The following is a 20,024-nucleotide window of genomic DNA, read 5'->3' on the forward strand; positions in this document are numbered from 1 at the left end:
CGTGGTGGAGAAGGCGCTGCTTGCAAGCAGAGCGAGGTTTGACTTGTCGTTCCCTCAGACGGTCAGTCTATGCAGCTCGATGCTGATCGTCATGTTGGCATTGTCGGCGTTCCTTTCATCTGGCGATCTCTTGACGGTCAAAATTCCGCTTTTGGCCCTCTACGCGGTTCTCGCGTTCGCGATGGGCAAGACGGTCTTTCGCCACCTCGCCTATTTCAACGACCACTGGAATCCCGAGATCGAGAGAGCGCTTGCGATGAACGCGATGCAAAACAGAGCGAATCTCCGACCCGTACGCGCCCTTTTCTGGGTCTTTGCCCTGATGTCGGTATTCTTCACACTCACGTTTTCGCTGAAATTGTTGGGTCTTGACGCGATTTCAGCACTGAATGCCGGGCGCGACATTCTCAGTAGCCTTCTCGGGATGCCGGCCCTGCTAACCTACCAGTATATCATGTGTGCGCGCCCCTCCGGCCGGCCGAGGCAGTAGATTGGGCTTCCAGAATTGGGAACGCAGATCGGCGTGTTCTAAGTTGAAGGCGACGTCGCAGAAATGCTGGTGAAAATGCAGAAAGATATCGAATTGAGTTTTGGGGCGCCTGTGAAACCGAGGAAGGGCTCATCGAATTCCGTCCGTGGACTGGCGAAATTGGAGCTCAGAGCTTCGCATTAAGGGTGTTCCTGCCTAGCCGTACACGCATTCGTTCGTTGATGCCCGCCGCCTTGCCGGGAAGCGTGTCAGATCCTGATATCGATCGATTCACGCAAGACCGGGTCCGAAAATGGTCCGTCCTCTTCGTCGTGCCAACTGCGCTATGGCGCCCTGTCTCGTAGCGAACGGCAGTCTAGTCGAATTCATTGATGCACGGCGTCTTGATGTGCGGGATTCGGCAAGAAACGCGATCCGTAGCGCTTCCTTTTTTTCGATGGGGCTGATGAGCCCAGCTAACCTAGTGAAAACCCGCGATTTTCGGCCGTGGGAAAATTGAGCGTTCGTTTTGCGGAAGCTGCAGCTTGCCGTGGGCAATATGAGCTTACTTTCCACAGCAACAGAGCCTTGTGGCTCAGGAGGTGATTTCGAATATTTCAGATTGTATATTGGATCCAATATTTCTATGAGTCGTTTCACCGGGCTCAGCGCTGTCGCGTATCATCCCGGCAAAATGCGGGAGTACGGCCGATGCGCAGGGCGTCGGTCGCCCAGGTGGCGCCCGTCCACCGCTTGCAAGGAGAAGAGGCATGCGCAGCAACAAGGTCGTCCATATCGTATCCTGCCACGCGGAAGGGGAAGTCGGCGACGTCATCGTCGGCGGCGTCGCACCCCCGCCCGGAAATACGCTCTGGGAACAGCGCCGCTTCATCGCTGAAGACCAGACGCTGCGCAATTTCGTGCTCAACGAGCCACGCGGCGGCGTCTTCCGTCATATCAACCTGCTCGTGCCGCCGAAGGATCCGCGCGCGACGATGGGCTTCATCATCATGGAGCCCGAGGACACGCCGCCGATGTCCGGCTCCAACTCCATCTGCGTTTCCACCGTGCTGCTCGACAGCGGCATTGTGCCGATGCAGGAGCCGGAAACCCACATGGTGCTGGAAGCGCCGGGTGGGCTGGTGAACGTCGTGGCCCAGTGCCGCAACGGCAAGGCCGAGCGCATCACCGTCACCAACGTTCCGTCCTTCGCCGACAAGCTCGATGCCAAGCTCGAGGTCGAGGGCCTGGGCACACTGACCGTCGACACGGCCTATGGCGGCGACAGCTTCGTCATCACCGACGCCCGCGCGCTCGGGTTTTCGGTCACGCCGGACGAGGCGCGCGAGCTTGCGGAGACCGGCATCAAGATCACCCGCGCGGCCAATGAACAGCTCGGTTTCACCCATCCGGAAAATCCGGAATGGGCACACATCTCCTTCTGCCAGCTCACGCTGCCGGTCGAGGAAAAGGACGGCGTTCTGCACGGTCGCAACACCGTGGTGATTCAGCCGGCCAAGCTCGACCGTTCGCCGACCGGCACCGGTTGTTCGGCACGCATGGCGGTATTGCATACCCGCGGCGTGATGAAGGTCGGCCAGCGGTTCAGCGGCCATTCCATCATCGATTCGACGTTCGATTGCCGCATCGCCGGCGAGACGACGGTCGGAGGACGCCCGGCGATCGTGCCGGAAATCTCCGGCCGGGCCTGGATCACCGGCACGCACCAGGTGATGCTCGACCCGGCCGATCCGTGGCCGGCCGGCTATCGGCTTGCCGATACCTGGCCGCGCAAGCAGTAAGCGATATCGGAGCGGNTAGTCGTCCTTGATGATCCGGGTGGTGCCGACCCAGAGTTCCCGGGCCGGCCCGGCGCCGACATTGCGGGCGCGATGGGGCAACGAGGCTGGGAAGTGCAGCGTGTCGCCGGCCTTCAACAGATATTCCTTGCCATTGATCTCGTAGAGCATCTCGCCATCGATCAGGTAGAGGAAGTCCTCGCCTTCGTGGCTCGTCAGTTCGGAGGCGTAACCCTTGGGCATATGGGTGATGCAGCCATTGAGCGCGGCGCCCGGAAAGCCGCGTTCGATTAGCTCGTAGACGCGCTCCTTGGTCTCGACATTATAACCGGGCCGTTCGCCGGCATGCGACACCATGGAATGCCCGTGCTGCGGCGGTTGCGATAGGAAGGTGTCGACACTGGTGCCAAGCGCGTTGGCGACGTTATAAAGCGAGATCAGCGACGGGGTGGAGATGCCGCGCTCGATCTGGCTGATAAAGCCCTCCGTCAGACCGGCCTCGCGTGCCACGTCCTTCATGGTCTTGCCGATTTCCTTGCGGCGGGCGCGCAGCATCTGGCCGAGCGACGTGGGCGCCGAGGTTGCGGGGAGGGAGGCGCCACTGGCTGCTTCTGGCGCCTCTTCGATCTTCAGGGGCATGATTTTCTTTCCGCTTGACTCACGTCTATCGATGTACTTTAGTCCAGCTAAAGTTGGTTCGGCAAGCGATCAGATCGCATGCCGGCCTTCTTGAAAAGGGGAACTACAAGAACGTCTTCGCGGCAATCCGTCGGCGTCTAAAAACATTAAGAAAAATTGGATCCAATATCCAATTTAACGTGTTGAGCGCGCGATCGATGCTGGCTGCAGTCAAAGGAGGAGTGAGATGAAACGTATATTGCCTATCATGCTCGGTGCGACGCTCGGGCTGCTTTCGGCCACCTCGGCATTTGCCATCGAACGCGGTGGCGCGATGACATTCGCACGCTATGACGACTCGACCGTCATCGATCCTGTTTATGCGGACCGCAATCCCGACCTCTGGATGGTGAACGGTCTCTATGAGACGCTGCTGCGCAACGGCGCCAACGGTTCGATCGTGCCGGGGCTTGCCGAAACCCATGAGGTCTCCGCCGACGGCAAGACCATCACACTGGCGCTCCGAACTGGCCTGAAATTCTCCGACGGCTCTGATCTGACCGGCGCCGACGTCGTCTTCTCGCTCGACAGGGCGCGCAATGCCGATCTCGGTCCATGGGCCGGGCTGCTCGGTGCCGTCGACAAGGTGACGGCCGACGGCAACAAGATCACCGTGTCGCTGAAGAACCCCGATCCGACGATCATCTCGATTCTGGCGACCTTCAACACCGGCATCATGCCGAAGGCGGCCTTCGAGAAGGCGGCCGGTGCAACGGACCAGGAAAAGGCGCGCGCCTTCTTTGCGGCCGGACCGGTGACGTCAGGCCCCTTTGTCATGAAGAGCCACGTGCAGGGCTCGAGCATGAGCTTCGAGCGCAACCCGAACTACTGGCGCCAGGGTGAAGACGGCAAGCCGCTGCCCTATCTCGACCGGGTCGAATTCCTCGTCATTCCCGATGACGCCACCCGCATTCTCAAGCTTCAGGCCGGCGAAGTCGATGCGGCCGAGTTCATTCCCTTCGCCCGCGTCGGCGAACTCGGCGCCGATCCGAACCTGAAGATGGAGCTCTTCCCGTCGACCCGTATCGTCTACGCGCCGATCAACACGCGCGAGGCGAAGAAGGACGGCTCGAAGAACCCGCTTGCCGATATCAAGGTGCGTCAGGCGCTGAACTATGCGACCGACAAGAACGTGCTGATCAAGCTCGTGACTTTCGACACCGGCAAGCCGATGACCTCGCTGATGTCGGCGGCAACGCAGCTTCACTATGGCCCCGAGCCGCTCTACCCGTATGACCCGGAAAAGGCCAAGCAGCTGCTTGCCGATGCCGGCCTCAGTGGCGGTTTCGAAGTGAAGCTCACGACGCTTGCCGGCAGCGCCGACGACGCGACGCTGTTTACCGCCCTCCAGCAGATGTGGGCGCCGCTCGGCGTCAACCTCAAGGTGGAGCAGGTCGACAACCCGACACGCGGCGAGAAGAACCGCTCCGGCGACTTCGACATCCACACCTATGGCTGGGCCAACGACGTCAACGATCCGGCGCAGGTGACCGGCTGGCTCGGCTACTACAAGCAGCGCCAGGCCGTCGGCACGGGCTGGAACAACCAGGAATTCAACACGCTCTTTGAAGCCTCCAACTTCGAAACCGATCCGGCCAAGCGCAAGGATGAATACAAGCGCATGCAGGAGATCTATGCGGCGGAAGCGCCACTGCTCTTCCTGTTCGAAACGCCGTTTGCCGTCGCGGCTTCCAAGTCGATCGAAGGCTACGTGCAGACGCCGCTCGGCGCCAATGACTTCTCCGAAGCCTGGCGCGCCGACTGATTGCGGAACGATCTGCGAAGGCCGGGTGGAAATCCGCCCGGTCTTCCGTTGAAGGTTGGAACCATGCCCTCACTTTCCTATCTCGTGGCGCGGCTGCTGCAGATCATCCCGACGTTCCTGTTGGTGATGATCTTCATCTTCCTGCTCGTGCGCCTCTTGCCGGGCGACCCGGCGATCGCCATGGCCGAAGCCAAGGCGACCGATGCCCAACTTGAGCAGATCCGGCACAATCTCGGTCTCGACCAGCCGCTGCCGGTGCAGTTCCTCGTCTTCGTCAAGAACACGCTGACGGGTGACCTCGGCCGCTCGATCATGCTGAAGGCGCCGGTGATGGAGATCATTCTTAGTCGCCTGCCGACAACGATCTTCCTGGCGGTCTATTCGGTCGTGCTTGCCATCTTCCTCGCCGGTCCGCTCGCGTTTCTCGCGGCGGCGCGGGTCAACACCTCCGTCGATGTCGCCATCCGCAGCGTCTTTCAGGTCGGGCTTTCCATGCCCGTGTTCTACATCGGGCTTCTGCTTTTGACGGTGCTGGCCGCGCAATTGCGCTGGTTTCCGGTCGGCGGCTACGGCAAGACCTTCCTCGCCAATCTCTACCATCTGATCCTGCCGGCGCTGAGCGTCGCGCTCTACACATCGGCGATCATCCTGCGCAATCTGCGCGCCTCGCTGATCGAGGTGCTCGACGCCGATTACGTCCAGTTCGCTCGCGCCAAGGGCCTTTCGCCGCGCATCATCATGACCCGCCATGTGCTGCGCAACGCTCTGGTCTCCACCGTGACCCTGCTGGGCCTGTCGATCGGCAACCTGATGAGCGGCACGCTGGTGACCGAGACGGTCTTTGCCATTCCCGGCGTCGGCCGGCTGATGCTGGAGGCGATCTTTGCCCGCGATTATCCGCTGATCCAGGGCCTGACGCTGACCTTCGCCGTGCTCGTCTCCGTCGTCTTCCTGCTGACGGACGTCGTGCAATCCTGGCTCGATCCGAGGCTTCGCCAATCATGAGCGCTATCACGCATTCCCATTCGCGGACGCGGGGACGGCTCGCCGCCTTTCTGGCGCGCGCCTTCGCCCGCCCGTCCTTCGTGATCGGCATCGCCATCCTCGGTCTGTCGCTTGCGCTTGCTCTGTTCCCTCAGAACTTTGCACCCTACGATCCGCTTGCCTTCGATCTCCAGGCGATCCAGCAGGGACCGAGCCTTGCTCATCCTTTCGGCACCGACAATTTCGGCCGCGATGTGCTCTCGCGCGTCATCTGGGCCTATCGTGTCGACATGCAGATGGCTTTCTTTGCGACGATCTTCGCGCTTTTGATCGGCCTCACGGTCGGGGCATTCGTCGGCTACTACGGCGGCATTGCCGACGTGATCTTCGGTCGCTGCGTCGATGCCATCATCACCTTTCCCTTCCTGGTTCTGGTGATCGCGATCGTCGCTGTGCTCGGCCCTGGCCTCGTCAACACGTATGTGGCGATCACCGCGGTGAACTGGGTCTATTACGCCCGGCTGACCCGCGCCGAAATCATGGCGCAGAAGGCCAACGACTATGCTGCCGCCGGTCGGGTGCTCGGCTATTCCGATCGCCGGATCATCTTCCGCCATCTCTTGCCGAACGCGATTTCGCCGATCATCGTCTACTGGATGACCGACATGGCGCTCGCGATTCTGCTCGGGTCGTCGCTCGGTTATCTCGGCCTCGGCGCCCAGCCGCCGGCTGCCGAATGGGGCGTATTGATCGCCGAGGGGCGCAACTTCCTGATGACGGCCTGGTGGATGAGCCTGATGCCGGGCATTGCCATCGTGTTGACCGGCCTCGGCTTCAGCCTCGTCGGCGACGCACTTGCCGATCTGCTCCGGCCGAAGGGACGCTGAGATGGGAACACAAGAAGGAACGGTGGTGCTCGACGTCAAGCATCTGCGCACCGAGTTCGGCACGCATGAACGGCCGCTGGTCGCTGTCGATGACGTTTCGTTCCAGGTAGGGCAGGGTGAAATCCTCGGCCTCGTCGGCGAATCCGGCTCGGGCAAAAGCATCACGCTGCGTTCGATCCTCGGCATTGTCCGCCCACGCGGACGTGTCGCTGGCGAGATCCTGTGGAACGGTCAGGATCTGGTCGCGCTTGACGAGGCTCGGCTCCGGCGTATCCGCGGCCGCGAGATCGCAATGATCTTTCAGGAGCCGATGTCGTCACTCAACCCGCTGCTGACGGTCGGCCTGCAGATTTCGGAGAACCTCGTCGCCCATACGGACCTCGACGCCAGGCAGAGAAGAGCGCGGGCGATCGAACTCCTCGATCTCGTCGGCATCCCCGCCGCGCGCAATCGTCTCGACGACTTCCCGCACGAGTTCTCCGGTGGCATGCGCCAGCGGGTGATGATCGCCATCGCTCTTGCCTCAAATCCGAAGCTGCTGTTGGCCGACGAGCCGACGACAGCGCTAGATGTCACGATCCAGGACCAGATCCTCAGGCTGATCCAGTCGCTGAGCCGCGACCTCGGCATGGCAGTGATCCTTGTGACCCATGACATGGGCGTCGTTGCCGAAACCTGCGACCGCGTCGCCGTCATGTATGGCGGCAGGCTTTGCGAGATAGGGACGACGACGGACGTGATTGCCGATGCGCGTCATCCCTATTCGCTGGGGCTGTTGCGCTCGATCCCGCGGGATGTGGCGCCGCGATCGCCACTCTATTCCATCCCCGGCGCACCGCCCGCTCTGAACGCGCTGCCGCCAGGCTGCGCCTTCAGCGCCCGCTGTCCGGTCGCCGGTCGCGAATGCCCAGACCTTCGGCCCAAACTCGAAGTGATCGGCGCGTCGCGGCTGGTCGCCTGTCATCACCTTGCAGACGCACAAACGCATTTCGGACCACGGGAGGCGGCGCAATGACGATCATTCCGACTTCGGTAGGCACGACGCCCTTGCTTTCGCTTCGCGCGCTGTCGATCCAGTTCGAGAAGCGACGCTCGCTTTCCGACACGCTTGCCCGACGTCCGCAACAGGTCGTCTCGGCGGTCAATGGCATCGATCTCGACGTGATGCCGGGTGAGACGCTGGGCATCGTCGGGGAATCCGGTTGTGGCAAGTCCACGCTCGCGCGCCTGATCGCCGGACTGCACCGCCCAACCGCCGGCGATATCCTGTTTGAGGGCGAAAGCGCCGTAGGCCTCAAGGGGGCGCGGCGGCGGGCCTATAACAGGCGCGTCCAGATGATGTTTCAGGATCCTTATACCTCGCTCAATCCGCGCATGACCGTGCGTGATACACTGCGGGAAGCGATATCCGTGCATCGCATGCGTGAAGGGGCTGCGATCGACCAGCGCGTCGACGAGCTGCTGGACCTTGTCCGGCTGCCCGAAGGGGCCGCCGACAAATATCCGCATGAATTCTCGGGCGGCCAGCGCCAGCGCATCGGAATCGCTCGTGCGCTCTCGCTGGAGCCTATCTGCCTTGTGGCCGATGAACTGGTTTCGGCGCTCGACGTTTCGGTGCAGGCGCAGGTCGTCAATCTGTTGATCGAGCTTCAGGACGAGCTGGGCTTGACGGTGCTGTTCGTGGCGCATGATCTTCGGCTCGTGCGCCACGTCTCGCACCGCGTCGCCGTCATCTATCTTGGCGCGATCGTCGAGATCGGCCCGTCGGAGGCGCTGTTTTCGAGGCCGATGCATCCCTATTCCAAGGGGTTGCTTGCTGCTGCGCCTTCGCTCGATCCCGACGCAAGACGTCGCGCCCCCGCGCTATCAGGCGAGTTGCCGAGCCCGCTCGCCATCCCGCCTGGTTGTCCGTTCCACGTGCGCTGTCCGCACGCGACCGAGCTCTGCCGTCGCGAAAAGCCGGTGCTGCGTCCGGTCGGTGCCGGCATGACCGCCTGCCATTTCGCCGAGACGATCGGCGACGCCTGAAACTCAATTCGATAAGGAAGACATCATGGATACGAGAGCAAGGCCGGATATCTCCGGCCGGATCGGCGCCCTGCGGCGCAAGCTTGCGGAAACCGGGCTCGACGGCTACGTCGTGCCGCGCTTCGATGAGCATCAGGGCGAATATTGCGCGCCGCACGACAATCGCCTGGCTTTCGTCACCGGGTTCACCGGTTCCGCCGGCGTGGCGATCGTCATGCGCGACCGCGCCGCCATCTTCGTCGATGGCCGCTACCAGGTGCAGGTGCGCGACGAAGTGGATCTCGACACCTTTGCGATCGAGCACTTTTACGATGCGCCGCTCAAGGAGTGGCTGAGGAACAACCTGCGCAAGGGCGAGCGCGTCGGCTTCAATCCCATGCTGCTGCCGTCGACCTGGGACGTGGATTGCGGCCGGTCGGTGAAGGCTGCGGGCGGCTTTTGGACGCCCGTCGACGAGGATCTTGTCGACGCGATCTGGGCCGATCAGCCGGAAAAGCCGCTCGGCAAGATCATGGCCCTTCCGGTTGCCTATTCCGGCGAAAGCGTCGCCGAGAAGAAGCGCCGCATCGCCGCCATGCTGGCGGAGCAGGGGGCGGACCTGCTGATCGAGGCGCAGCCGGACAATATCGCCTGGTTCCTCAACGTTCGCGGTCGTGACGTTGCCTTCAACCCGATGCCGCAGTCCTTCCTGATCTTCGATCGCGCCGGGCAAACCGAATGGCTTGTCGATCATCGCAAGCTGCCGAACGACCTCTCGGATTTCGAGCTTGACGATGTCGCGATTGCCGAACCCGGGAAACTACTTGAGCGCGTCAAGGCGATGGCGGCCGGGCGCACGGCGTTGATCGACCCGGGTTTTGCCCCGTCTGCGGCGGCGCATGCGACGCGGACCGCTGGCGGAACAGTGCAACTGGTGCGAAGCCCAATCACGCTTGCCAAGATGCACAAGAACGCGACCGAGCTTGCCGGCTTTCGCGATTGCCACCGTCTCGATGGCGCGGCCTGGATCCGCTTTTTCGCCTGGCTTGAACAAAATGCCGCCGATCGGGATGCGAGCGGCCGGCCGGTGAGCGAACTCGAGGCGGAGGAGCGCATCCTCGGTTACCGGCAGATGGAGGAAAGCTTCGTCGAGCCAAGCTTCCGGTCGATCTCGGCGGCCGACGGCCACGCGGCAATGTGCCATTACGCGGCGACGCATGAGACCAGCGCGCCGATCAAGAGGGGCGGGGTCTACCTGCTCGACAGTGGCGGTCAGTATCTGACGGGCACCACCGACGCGACCCGCACGACCGCGATAGGTCCGGTCAGCGACGAGATCAGGCGTGCCTACACCGCCGTGCTCAAGGGGCTGATCTCCATGGTAACGCTGAAGTTTCCCAAGGGAACCTACGGCCACCAGCTCGACGCCTTCGCCCGTCGTCCCCTGTGGGATCTCGGGCTCGACTATGACCACGGGACTGGTCACGGCGTTGGCCACTTCCTTTCGGTCCATGAACAGCCCCAGCGCTTCGATCGCCGCGTCAACGAGATCGAGTTGAAGCCCGGCATGGTGACGACGATAGAGCCCGGCTACTACAAGGCCGGCGCCTACGGCATCCGCATCGAGAACCAGGTGGAGGTGGTGGACGATGGTGACGGTTTCCTGAGCTTCCGCAGCCTGACGCTGGTGCCGATCGACCTGCGGCTCGCCGACATGGATTTGCTGACCGCAGCCGAGCGGACGTGGATCGATGCCTATCATGGCCGGGTCGTACAGGAATTGGACGGGCTGCTCGATCAGGAGACGGTCGGCTGGCTGGCCGAACGGACAGCGCCGGTCGGCGCGTGATCGCTTTTTTTGGCCGTCTTTCCCTTCGCGGCCTTGCATGACGGACAGTATTGTGGCGGCGGGCCGATTGGTCCGCCGCTATTCTCTTTCTGATGGGCGGTCGCTCGGCGGTCGTGTGCGGTGCCTTTCATTCAAATGTGACTCCCCTTGCTCGCACGGTACCGTTTGTGATATTTTTCACAAAGATTGTTCGGGCCGCGCAAAGCTGCAGGACTTTTCTGACACGGAAGAAATCATGGTCAGCCGCAAGACAGCCCGCATCATCCAGCTCGCCGACGCGCTTTCGGGGCGGAGAGTTCTGCATCTGCGCGATGCTGCGGCCCTGCTTGGCGTCTCGGAAATGACGATCCGCCGCGACGTTGCCGACAATCCCGGCCAGTTCGCCTTTCTCGGAGGGCATATCGTGCCGGCGGGAGAGATTGAGCCCGATGCGCCCTATGAGCTTGCGCGCGAAGCCGACAGCCATGCGGCCGCCAAGCGCGAGGCCTGTGTCCACGCCGCCCGCCATATCCGGCCGGACGAGACGATCTTCATCGATTGCGGCACCACCTTGGAATACCTCGTCGATCTCATTCCGGAGGATTATTCAATAACGGCAGTGTGTTATTCGCTCAACGTGGCGGAGAAGCTGACGCGCAAGCCCAATGTCCGCATCGTCATGCTGGGCGGCGTCTATCACCCGTCATCGGCATCCTTCTCCGGCAATTCCGGGCTGGAAACGCTCGATTCGCTCGGCATCAACGTTGCCTTCCTTTCGGCGGCGGGCGTTGATCCGGGCCGAGGGGCGACCTGCGTGCATTTCCACGAGGTGTCGGTAAAGCAGAAGGTCATTTCGCTTGCCCGCGAGAACCATCTCGTCATCGATCTCAGCAAGATCGGCAAGCTGAAGCCGGCGTTTTTCGCGCCTCTTCACGTCTTTCGCTCTGTCATTACCGAAGAGGGCGAAACCCTGGTCCCGGGGCAGTAATCGCGACTGGATCAAAAATATTACGCATTCGTCAAAATCCGGACGCTTCGCTTGACACCCTCAGTATTTGATGGAATAGTCACAAAAAATCGGTAGAAAAATAACAAAATTGACGATCTCCACGGCTGCGCCCCGGGTGTAGAGTTGTGCCGTGACAGGGAGTTCAAGGAGCCATCGCTTGGAAGACCTAGCTGTGAAGTCAGGCGCGACGAAAGCCGCGCAATCGCCGGCGGCGGGCCATAACTGGCCGCGCAACAACGGCATGGATCTCGACCTCGGCTGGGTGCTGGACCAGCGCGTCAACCTGTCTGCCGCCGAGCGCCGCGTTGCGACGCTGCCCGGCCGTCGGACGGTCAAGAAGGACGCCCAGGCCGCCTGGCTGCTGAAGGCCGTCACCTGCATCGACCTCACCACCCTCAACGGCGACGATACGACCGAGCGCGTCAAGCGTCTCTGCGCCAAGGCGCGGCAGCCCGTGCGCCAGGATCTGCTCGACGCGCTTGGCATGGGCGGTCGCGGTATCACGACCGGTGCTGTCTGCGTCTATCATCGTTTCGTTTCGACCGCCGTCGAGGCGCTTGACGGTTCGGGCATTCCCGTCGCCGCGGTTTCCACCGGCTTTCCGGCCGGTCTTATCCCGCACGATGTGAAGCTGCTCGAGATCGAGGCCTCGGTTGCCGATGGCGCCAGGGAAATCGACATCGTCATTACCCGCGAGCATGTTCTCACTGGCAACTGGCAGGCGCTCTATGACGAGATGCTTGACTTCCGCGCCGCCTGCGGCGACGCCCATGTGAAGGCGATCCTCGCCACCGGCGACCTGAAGACGCTGCGCAACGTCGCGCGCGCTTCGCTCGTCTGCATGATGGCCGGTGCCGATTTCATCAAGACCTCGACCGGCAAGGAAGGCGTCAACGCCACCCTGTTGGTGACGCTTGTCATGCTGCGCATGATCCGTGCCTATCAGGAACAGACCGGCCTCAAGGTCGGCTACAAGCCCGCCGGCGGCATTTCCGCGGCCAAGGACATCCTGAACTACCAGTTCCTGATGAAGGACGAACTCGGCCGTGAATGGCTCGAGCCGGATCTCTTCCGCATCGGCGCATCGAGCCTGCTTGCCGATATTGAGCGTCAGCTCGAGCACCACGTGACCGGCGCCTATTCGGCCCTCAACCGACACCCGATTGGATGATCCCGATGACTGTCGCAAGGTATTTTGACGAAATGTCCTACGGCCCCGCGCTCGAAGCCGACACCGAAGCCCGCCAGTGGCTGGCGCGCCACAAGGGCGAGTTCGGCCACTTCATCAACGGCGCTTTTGTCGCGTCTGCTACCGGCAAGTCTTTCGACACGAACGAGCCGGCCACGGGCAAGCTCCTGGCGAAAATTGCGCTCGGCGGCTCCAAGGACGTCGACGATGCGGTTGCCGCCGCCCGCAAGGCGCAAGGACCCTGGGCGAAGCTTCCGGGTCATGCCCGGGCGCGGCATCTCTATGCACTCGCCCGCATGATCCAGCGCCATGCGCGTCTGATCGCCGTCGTCGAGGCGATCGACAATGGCAAGCCGATCCGCGAAACCCGCGACATCGATATCCCGCTTGCCGCCCGCCACTTTTATCATCACGCCGGCTGGGCGCAGCTGCAGGAAACCGAATTCGCCGATCAGGTGCCGGTCGGCGTCGTCGGCCAGGTCATCCCCTGGAACTTCCCGTTCCTGATGCTCGCCTGGAAGGTCGCGCCGGCTCTGGCGCTCGGCAATACCGTCATCCTGAAGCCGGCGGAATTCACGCCGCTAACGGCGTTGCTCTTCGCTGAACTTGCTGCCGCTGCCGGTCTGCCGGCCGGTGTGCTGAACGTCGTGACCGGCGAGGGCGAAACCGGCGCGCTGATCGTCGAGCATTCGGATATCGACAAGATCGCCTTTACAGGCTCGACGGAGGTCGGCCGGCTCATTCGCGAACGCACCGCCGGCACCGGCAAGTCGCTGACGCTGGAACTCGGCGGCAAATCGCCTTTCATCGTCTTTGACGATGCCGACATCGACGGCGCCGTTGAGGGTGTGGTGGACGCCATTTGGTTCAACCAGGGCCAGGTTTGCTGCGCCGGTTCGCGCATCCTCGTGCAGGAAGGCGTGGCGCCGCTCTTCTACGGGCGTTTGAAGCGCCGCATGCAGACGCTGCGTGTCGGCCACCCGCTCGACAAGGCAATCGACATGGCGGCGATCGTCGCGCCGGTGCAGTTGCAGCGGATCGAAAGCCTGGTTGCCAAGGGCGTCGCCGAAGGGGCCGCTCTGCATCAGCCGTCGATCGAACTGCCGAAGGGCGGCAGCTTCTATCCGCCGACCTTGCTGACCGGCGTGCAGCCAACCTCGATCGTCGCGACCGAAGAGATCTTCGGGCCGGTCGCCGTCTCGATGACCTTCCGCACCCCGGAAGAGGCGATCCAGCTTGCCAACCACACGCGCTACGGCCTTGCCGCCAGCGTCTGGAGCGAGACCATCGGCCTGGCGCTGCACGTCGCGGCAAAGCTCGCCGCCGGCGTCGTCTGGGTCAACGCCACCAATCTCTTCGACGCGTCCGCCGGTTTCGGCGGCAAGCGCGAGTCCGGCTTCGGCCGCGAGGGCGGTCGCGAGGGCTGCTATGAATATCTGAAGCCGAAGGCATGGCTTGGCCGCAAGCTCAGGGCGGCAGTTGCCGAACCGGCGCTGAAACCGGTCGCTGGTGATTTCGCCCTGCCGACCGTCGACCGCACCGCCAAGCTCTATATCGGCGGCAAGCAGGCGCGGCCGGACGGCAATTACAATCGCAACGTTCTTTCGCCCAAGGGCAAGGTGCTCGGCGAGGTTGGCGAGGGCAATCGCAAGGATATCCGCAACGCCGTCGTCGCGGCGCAAGCGGCATCCGCCTGGTCCTCCGCAACGACGCACAACCGCGCCCAGATCCTCTACTACATTGCCGAAAACCTCAGCGGCCGTGCCGAGGAATTCGCCGATCGCATTGCCGACATGACCGGTGCTTCGGCCGCCAATGCCAAGGCGGAGGTCGAAGCCTCGATCGCGCGCCTGTTTACCTACGGCGCTTGGGCCGACAAGTACGAAGGTGCGGTGCACCAGCCGCCGCTTCGCGGTGTCGCACTTGCCATGCCCGAGGCGATCGGCGTCGTCGGCGTGATCTGCCCGCCGGAAGCACCGCTTCTCGGTATGATCAGCCTCGTCGCGCCGTTGATCGCCACCGGCAACCGGGTCGTCGTCGTGCCGAGCGAGCCGCATCCGCTGGCGGCGACCGATTTCTACACCGTTCTGGAAACGTCCGACGTTCCGGCTGGCGTCGTCAACATCGTCACCGGGTCGGCGATCGAGCTGGCAAAGACGCTTGCAAGCCACAACGACGTCGACGCCCTCTGGGCTTTCGGCACGCCTGACCTTTCGACGCTGGTCGAGAAACTCTCGTCCGGCAACCTGAAGCGGACCTTCGTCGATTACGGCAAGGTGACGAACTGGCTCGACCGTGACGCCGCGGAAGGCCCGGCCTATCTGCGCCGCGCGACCGACGTCAAGAACATCTGGATCCCCTACGGCGAGTAGGGGGGGCGCCACGCGCGGGGCGGAGGGAGCCGGCTCGCGCGATGGAAATGTGAACAGTTGGGGAGACGCGTTTGTCCTGAACGGGAAACGCATATGGGGCGGCCGCGACGGCATGGCGCCTGGAGGAGGACTGTATGCTCAAGAATATCGACCCGGCCCTTAATGCCGACGTGTTGCACGCGTTGAGATCCATGGGGCACGGCGACACGGTCGTCATTTCCGACACCAATTTCCCGTCCGACGCCATTGCCCGCAAGACGACGCTCGGCACGCTGCTGCGCATCGACAATGTCTCGGCGGCGCGTGCGGTCGAAGCGGTGCTTTCCGTGCTGCCCCTCGACACGCCGCTGCAGCCTTCGGCCGGCCGTATGGAGGTGATGGGAGCGCCAGATGAAGTCCTGCCGGTGCAGCAGGAAGTCCAGTCGGCGATCAATCGCGCTGAAGGCAAGTCGGCGCCCATGTACGGCATCGAACGTTTCGCCTTCTACGAGGAAGCCAAGAAGGCCTATTGCGTCATCACCACGGGCGAGACGCGGTTCTATGGCTGCTTTCTCTTCACCAAGGGCGTGATCCCGCCCAAGACCTGACGGACCGCCTGCGCGGTCTCCGCGCGGTGCTAGATGACACATGAAATCGCGAGAGATTGCCTGGGCACACCGTTTTCTGCGGTGCGGTCGCAGGGGGAGGCTTGAATGAAGGTTGGTGTTTCGATCCTTGGTATCTTCGTGGCCGATACGGCCTATCTGGCGCGGCGCATGCCGGTTGTCGGTGAAACGATTACCGGCAGCGGCTTTTCCGTCGGACCAGGCGGCAAGGGTTCGAACCAGGCGGTAGCTGCAGCGCGGGCCGGCAGTCCGGTGTCCTTCATCTCCAAGCTCGGTCGCGACACCTTCGGCGAGATGGCGCTGCGCACCTATGTCGAAGCCGGCGTGACGCCGAAGATCGTGCAGATGGACGATCTGCCGACGGGTGCCGCCTTCATCTACGTCAACGACCAGAACGGCGAGAACGCCATCATCGTGTATCCGGGTGCTGCCGGCTCGATCAGTATCGATGATGTCGAGGCTGCCCGCGAGACGATCGAGGGATCGCGCGTCTTCGTCACTCAGCTGGAGCAACCGGTTGCCGCAGCGCAACGCGCACTCGAGATCGCCCATGCCGCCGGCGTCACCACTATCTTCAACCCGGCGCCCGCCGAACCTTTCCCGGATGCGATCTACCCGCTCTGCGACTACCTCGTGCCGAACGAGACCGAGGCTGCAGCCATCGTCGGCTTTGCGCTGTCCTCGGGGGATGATGTTCGCCGCGCCGGCGACGCGATCCTGAAGAAGGGCGCCAAGACGGCACTGATCACGCTCGGCGAACGCGGCGTGCTCTACCACAACCACGACCAGTCCGTGCTGGTGCCCGCGATCGCCAGCGGACCGGTGATCGACACGACCGGGGCAGGGGATGCCTTCGTCGGCGGCTTTTCTGCAGCGCTGGCGCGTGGGCTCGCGCCGGTCGAGGCGGTGCGCTTCGGTTGCGCGACCGCCGGCATCGCGGTCACCCGTCGTGGCACGGCGCCGGCCATGCCGACGCTTGCCGAGATCGAGGCGCTGCTGGCGAGAGGGGCGGCCGCATGACGCGCAACGACCCAATCAAGCATTTCTTCATTTGGCCCGCCCTCATCATCGTCCTGCTGATCTCCATCTTCCCGCTGGTCTATTCACTGACCACCAGTTTCATGAGCATGCGGCTCGTGCCGCCGACGCCATCGCGCTTCGTCGGTTTCGGCAATTACCTGGATCTGCTTCAGAACCCACGCTTCTGGCACGTGGCGGGAACGACGACGCTGATCGCCTTCATCTCCGTCGGGCTGCAATATGTGATCGGCCTTTCGGTGGCGCTGGCGCTGAATTCACGGGTGCCGGGCGAGGGCATCTTTCGCGTGAGCTTCCTGTTGCCGATGCTGGTGGCACCAGTTGCCGTCGCGCTGATCGCCCGCCAGGTGCTCAATCCGACGATGGGGCCGCTCAACGAGGTAATGACCGCGCTCGGCTTTCCCAATCTTCCGTTCCTCACCCAGACGAGCTGGGCGCTCGGATCGATCATCGCCGTCGAGGTGTGGCAATGGACGCCCTTCGTCATCCTCATGCTGCTTGCGGGGTTGCAGACCCTGCCGGATGATGTCTACGAGGCAGCCGCGCTCGAAAACGCCACGCCCTGGCAACAGTTTCGCGACATCACCTTTCCGATGCTGCTGCCGATCTCGGTCGCCGTCGTCTTCATCCGCCTGATCGAGAGCTACAAGATCATCGACACGGTCTTCGTCATGACCGGCGGCGGGCCGGGGATTTCGACGGAGACGCTGACGCTGTTTGCCTATCAGGAAGGCTTCAAGAAGTTCAACCTCGGCTACACCTCGGCGCTTTCCTTCCTGTTCCTGATCGTCATTACAGTGATCGGCCTCGTCTATCTGGCGGTCCTGAAACCCTATCTGGAGAAGCACAAATGAGCGTGCGCACTCTCAAGGGAAAACGGCGCTGGCTGGCGCTCGGCGGCTGCCTGATCTGGCTCGCCATCACCTTCTTTCCGCTCTACTGGGTGTTGATCACCTCGTTCAAGACGCCGATCGCCGTCGTTGGCGGGCCGACCTATCTGCCGTTCGTCGATTTCGAGCCGAGCTTTACAGCCTGGAGCGAGCTTCTGTCGGGCCAGCGCGGCCAGTTCTTTAGCACCTTCATGGCATCGACGATCATCGGCCTTTCGGCATCGATTGCCGCGACCTTCATCGGCGCCATGGCGGCCTATGCGCTGGTGCGCTTCACCTTCCGCTTCCGGTTGCTCTCGGCGCTGATCTTCGTTGTGATCGCCTTCGGCGGCTTCCTTCTCGGCCGCCATATGCTGGGCTTCGGTCAGGGCATCTCGCTGATCTATGCCTTTGTCGCGGCACTTGCACTCGCGGTGATCTCGAGCAGATTCCGTCTGCCGGGGCCGGAGCTCGGCAACAATGACATCGTCTTCTGGTTCGTCAGCCAGCGCATGTTCCCGCCGATCGTCGCGGCCTTCGCTCTCTACCTGATGTACACGGAGATGGGCAAACTCGGCTTCAAGCTGGTCGACAGCTATATCGGCCTGACCTTTGCCTATATCGCGTTTTCGCTTCCGATCGTCATCTGGCTGATGCGTGACTTCTTCGAGGCGCTGCCGGTAGAGGTTGAGGAAGCCGCGATGGTCGACAACGTGCCGTCCTGGCGGATCTTCTTCGGCATCGTGCTGCCGATGTCGAAACCGGGGCTGATCGCCACCTTCATGATCACGCTTGCCTTCGTCTGGAACGAGTTTCTGTTTGCGCTGTTCCTGACCAATTCCAAATGGCAGACGCTGCCCATCCTCGTCGCCGGCCAGAACAGCCAGCGCGGCGACGAATGGTGGGCGATTTCCGCTGCCGCTCTCGTTGCCATCATCCCGATGATGGTCATGGCCGGACTTTTGAGCCGGCTCATGCGCTCCGGCCTGCTTCTTGGAGCGATCAAGTAACCAACCCGCTTTGGCATGCATTCATTCACAGGGAGGATAGAATGAGGAAATTGCTACTGGCTTCTGTATCTCTTGCCACACTCGCGATGGGGAGCGCGGGAACGGCGCTTGCCTGCGATCCGGATTACACCGGCGTCGAATTGACGGCGACCACACAGACCGGCCCATACATCGCCTCGGCGCTGCAGCTTGCAGCCAAGGGCTGGGAAGAAAAGACCTGCGGCAAGGTTAAAGTCGTCGAGTTCCCGTGGTCGGAACTCTATCCGAAGATCGTGACCTCGCTGACATCGGGCGAAGACGCCTTCGACGTGATTGCCTTTGCCCCGGCCTGGGCGCCCGACTTTACCGACTTCCTGTCGGAAATGCCGGCCGACATGCGCAAGGGCGCCGACTGGGAGGATATCGCGCCTGTCTATCGTGAACAGCTGATGGTCTGGAACGGCAAGGTCTTGTCGCAGACGATGGACGGCGACGCCCATACATACAGCTACCGCATCGACCTCTTCGAGAACGCCGACAACCAGAAGGCCTTCAAGGCCAAGTACGGTTACGACCTGGCGCCGCCGAAGACCTGGAAGCAGTATCTCGACATCGCCGAATACTTCAACCAGCCGACCAACAACCTCTGGGGCACGGCGGAAGCCTTCCGCCGCGGCGGCCAGCAGTTCTGGTTCCTGTTCAGCCACGTTGCCGGCTATACCAGCCACCCGGACAATCCCGGCGCCATGTTCTTCAATCCGGAGACGATGGACGCCCAGGTCAACAATCCCGGCTGGGTTCGTGGCCTCGAGGAGTACATACGCGCCTCGAAACTCGCGCCGCCGAACGCGCTGAACTTCTCCTTCGGTGAAGTGAACGCCGCCTTCGCCGGCGGGCAAGTGGCGGAATCGATCGGCTGGGGCGATACCGGCGTCATCGGCGCCGACCCGAAGCAGTCTAAGGTCGCCGGCAATGTCGGCTCGGCACCGCTGCCGGGATCGGACGAGATCTGGAACTACAAGACGAAGAAGTGGGACAAGTTCGACCATGTCGTCCAGACCTCCTTCATGGCCTTCGGCGGCTGGCAGGCGGCGGTTCCCGCAACCTCGACCAAGCAGGAGGCGGCCTGGAACTATATCCAGTACCTGACGAGCCCGGCCGTTTCCGGCCAGGCGGCAATCACCGGCGGTACAGGTGTCAATCCCTATCGCATCTCGCACACGACGAACCTCGATCTCTGGTCGAAGATCTTCTCCGAGCGCGAAGCGAAGGAGTATCTCGGCGCGCAGAAGGACGCGGTGACCGCCAAGAACATCGCGCTCGACATGCGCCTGCCCGGCTACTTCTCCTACACCGAGGTGCTGGAGATCGAGCTTTCCAAGGCGCTTGCCGGCGAAGTGACGCCGCAACAGGCGCTCGATAGCGTCGCCGAGCAGTGGAACAAGCTGACCGACGAGTTCGGCCGCGACAAGCAGCTTGCCGCCTATCGCGCCTCGATGGGGCTGCCTCAGGAATAACGAGACTGCGCCCGCCCCG

General features: G+C 62.6%; 16 protein-coding genes and 1 pseudogene. 16 read left to right on the forward strand and 1 reads right to left on the reverse strand.

The window, feature by feature from the left end; all coding sequences use genetic code 11:
• Positions 1 to 79: 79 nt before the first annotated feature.
• Together ACTJKE_RS07190 and ACTJKE_RS07195 are read left to right on the forward strand one after the other, a co-directional pair.
• Positions 80 to 490: a hypothetical protein gene (locus tag ACTJKE_RS07190; protein WP_440691574.1), complete on the forward strand. Its 411-nt coding sequence runs from the start codon at positions 80 to 82 to the stop codon at positions 488 to 490.
• Positions 491 to 1,239: 749 nt separating this feature from the next.
• On the forward strand, positions 1,240 to 2,271 hold the full coding sequence (locus ACTJKE_RS07195; protein ID WP_058326376.1) for a trans-3-hydroxy-L-proline dehydratase: 1,032 nt from the start codon (positions 1,240 to 1,242) through the stop codon (positions 2,269 to 2,271).
• A 102-nt stretch (positions 2,272 to 2,373) separates the two neighbouring features.
• On the opposite strand, the pseudogene ACTJKE_RS07200 reads toward ACTJKE_RS07195, so the two are convergent.
• A pseudogene (locus tag ACTJKE_RS07200) lies at positions 2,374 to 2,907 on the reverse strand (helix-turn-helix domain-containing protein); the annotation flags it as partial.
• A 226-nt stretch (positions 2,908 to 3,133) separates the two neighbouring features.
• Between ACTJKE_RS07200 and ACTJKE_RS07205 the strand changes: the two are divergent.
• The 14 genes from ACTJKE_RS07205 to ACTJKE_RS07270 all read left to right on the forward strand — a co-directional run bounded on the left by ACTJKE_RS07205 (position 3,134) and on the right by ACTJKE_RS07270 (position 20,005).
• On the forward strand, positions 3,134 to 4,711 hold the full coding sequence (locus ACTJKE_RS07205; RefSeq protein ID WP_113511539.1) for an ABC transporter substrate-binding protein: 1,578 nt from the start codon (positions 3,134 to 3,136) through the stop codon (positions 4,709 to 4,711).
• Between the two features lie 63 nt (positions 4,712 to 4,774).
• The gene (locus tag ACTJKE_RS07210; protein WP_113511541.1) at positions 4,775 to 5,716 is read left to right on the forward strand and encodes an ABC transporter permease; all 942 of its coding nucleotides are present in this window, start codon (positions 4,775 to 4,777) and stop codon (positions 5,714 to 5,716) included.
• Positions 5,713 to 6,582: an ABC transporter permease gene (locus tag ACTJKE_RS07215; RefSeq protein WP_113511542.1), complete on the forward strand. Its 870-nt coding sequence runs from the start codon at positions 5,713 to 5,715 to the stop codon at positions 6,580 to 6,582. The genes ACTJKE_RS07210 and ACTJKE_RS07215 overlap by 4 nt, the downstream gene beginning before the upstream one ends.
• Before the next feature lies 1 nt (position 6,583).
• Entirely contained in the window at positions 6,584 to 7,597 is a 1,014-nt protein-coding gene (locus ACTJKE_RS07220; protein WP_058326373.1) for an ABC transporter ATP-binding protein, read from the forward strand.
• The gene (locus ACTJKE_RS07225) at positions 7,594 to 8,610 is read left to right on the forward strand and encodes an ABC transporter ATP-binding protein (RefSeq protein ID WP_058325028.1); all 1,017 of its coding nucleotides are present in this window, start codon (positions 7,594 to 7,596) and stop codon (positions 8,608 to 8,610) included. The genes ACTJKE_RS07220 and ACTJKE_RS07225 overlap by 4 nt, the downstream gene beginning before the upstream one ends.
• Before the next feature lie 25 nt (positions 8,611 to 8,635).
• Entirely contained in the window at positions 8,636 to 10,438 is a 1,803-nt protein-coding gene (locus ACTJKE_RS07230) for an aminopeptidase P family protein (protein ID WP_113511544.1), read from the forward strand.
• A gap of 235 nt (positions 10,439 to 10,673) precedes the next feature.
• Positions 10,674 to 11,405 (forward strand): DeoR family transcriptional regulator, encoded by a 732-nt coding sequence (locus ACTJKE_RS07235; RefSeq protein ID WP_113511546.1) that lies wholly within the window; start codon positions 10,674 to 10,676, stop codon positions 11,403 to 11,405.
• A gap of 178 nt (positions 11,406 to 11,583) precedes the next feature.
• Entirely contained in the window at positions 11,584 to 12,597 is a 1,014-nt protein-coding gene (gene deoC / locus ACTJKE_RS07240; RefSeq protein WP_440691577.1) for a deoxyribose-phosphate aldolase, read from the forward strand.
• Positions 12,598 to 12,602: 5 nt separating this feature from the next.
• Complete coding sequence (locus ACTJKE_RS07245; protein WP_058326369.1) at positions 12,603 to 14,987, forward strand: aldehyde dehydrogenase family protein; 2,385 nt, start codon at positions 12,603 to 12,605, stop codon at positions 14,985 to 14,987.
• 134 nt (positions 14,988 to 15,121) lie between these two features.
• Positions 15,122 to 15,574 carry an RbsD/FucU family protein gene (locus ACTJKE_RS07250; protein ID WP_058325023.1) on the forward strand — a complete coding sequence of 151 codons (453 nt, stop codon included), beginning with the start codon at positions 15,122 to 15,124 and terminating at the stop codon, positions 15,572 to 15,574.
• A 105-nt stretch (positions 15,575 to 15,679) separates the two neighbouring features.
• Positions 15,680 to 16,612, forward strand: coding sequence for a ribokinase (gene rbsK / locus ACTJKE_RS07255; protein WP_440691579.1), 933 nt, complete (start codon positions 15,680 to 15,682; stop codon positions 16,610 to 16,612).
• Positions 16,609 to 17,484: a carbohydrate ABC transporter permease gene (locus ACTJKE_RS07260; RefSeq protein ID WP_058325021.1), complete on the forward strand. Its 876-nt coding sequence runs from the start codon at positions 16,609 to 16,611 to the stop codon at positions 17,482 to 17,484. Before rbsK ends, ACTJKE_RS07260 begins: the two co-directional genes overlap by 4 nt.
• On the forward strand, positions 17,481 to 18,509 hold the full coding sequence (locus tag ACTJKE_RS07265; RefSeq protein WP_440691581.1) for a carbohydrate ABC transporter permease: 1,029 nt from the start codon (positions 17,481 to 17,483) through the stop codon (positions 18,507 to 18,509). The genes ACTJKE_RS07260 and ACTJKE_RS07265 overlap by 4 nt, the downstream gene beginning before the upstream one ends.
• 41 nt (positions 18,510 to 18,550) lie before the next feature.
• Positions 18,551 to 20,005 (forward strand): ABC transporter substrate-binding protein, encoded by a 1,455-nt coding sequence (locus tag ACTJKE_RS07270; protein ID WP_058325019.1) that lies wholly within the window; start codon positions 18,551 to 18,553, stop codon positions 20,003 to 20,005.
• Positions 20,006 to 20,024: the final 19 nt, after the last annotated feature.

The organism is Ensifer sp. 22521, from assembly GCF_052044795.1.
Classification (GTDB): domain Bacteria; phylum Pseudomonadota; class Alphaproteobacteria; order Rhizobiales; family Rhizobiaceae; genus Ensifer.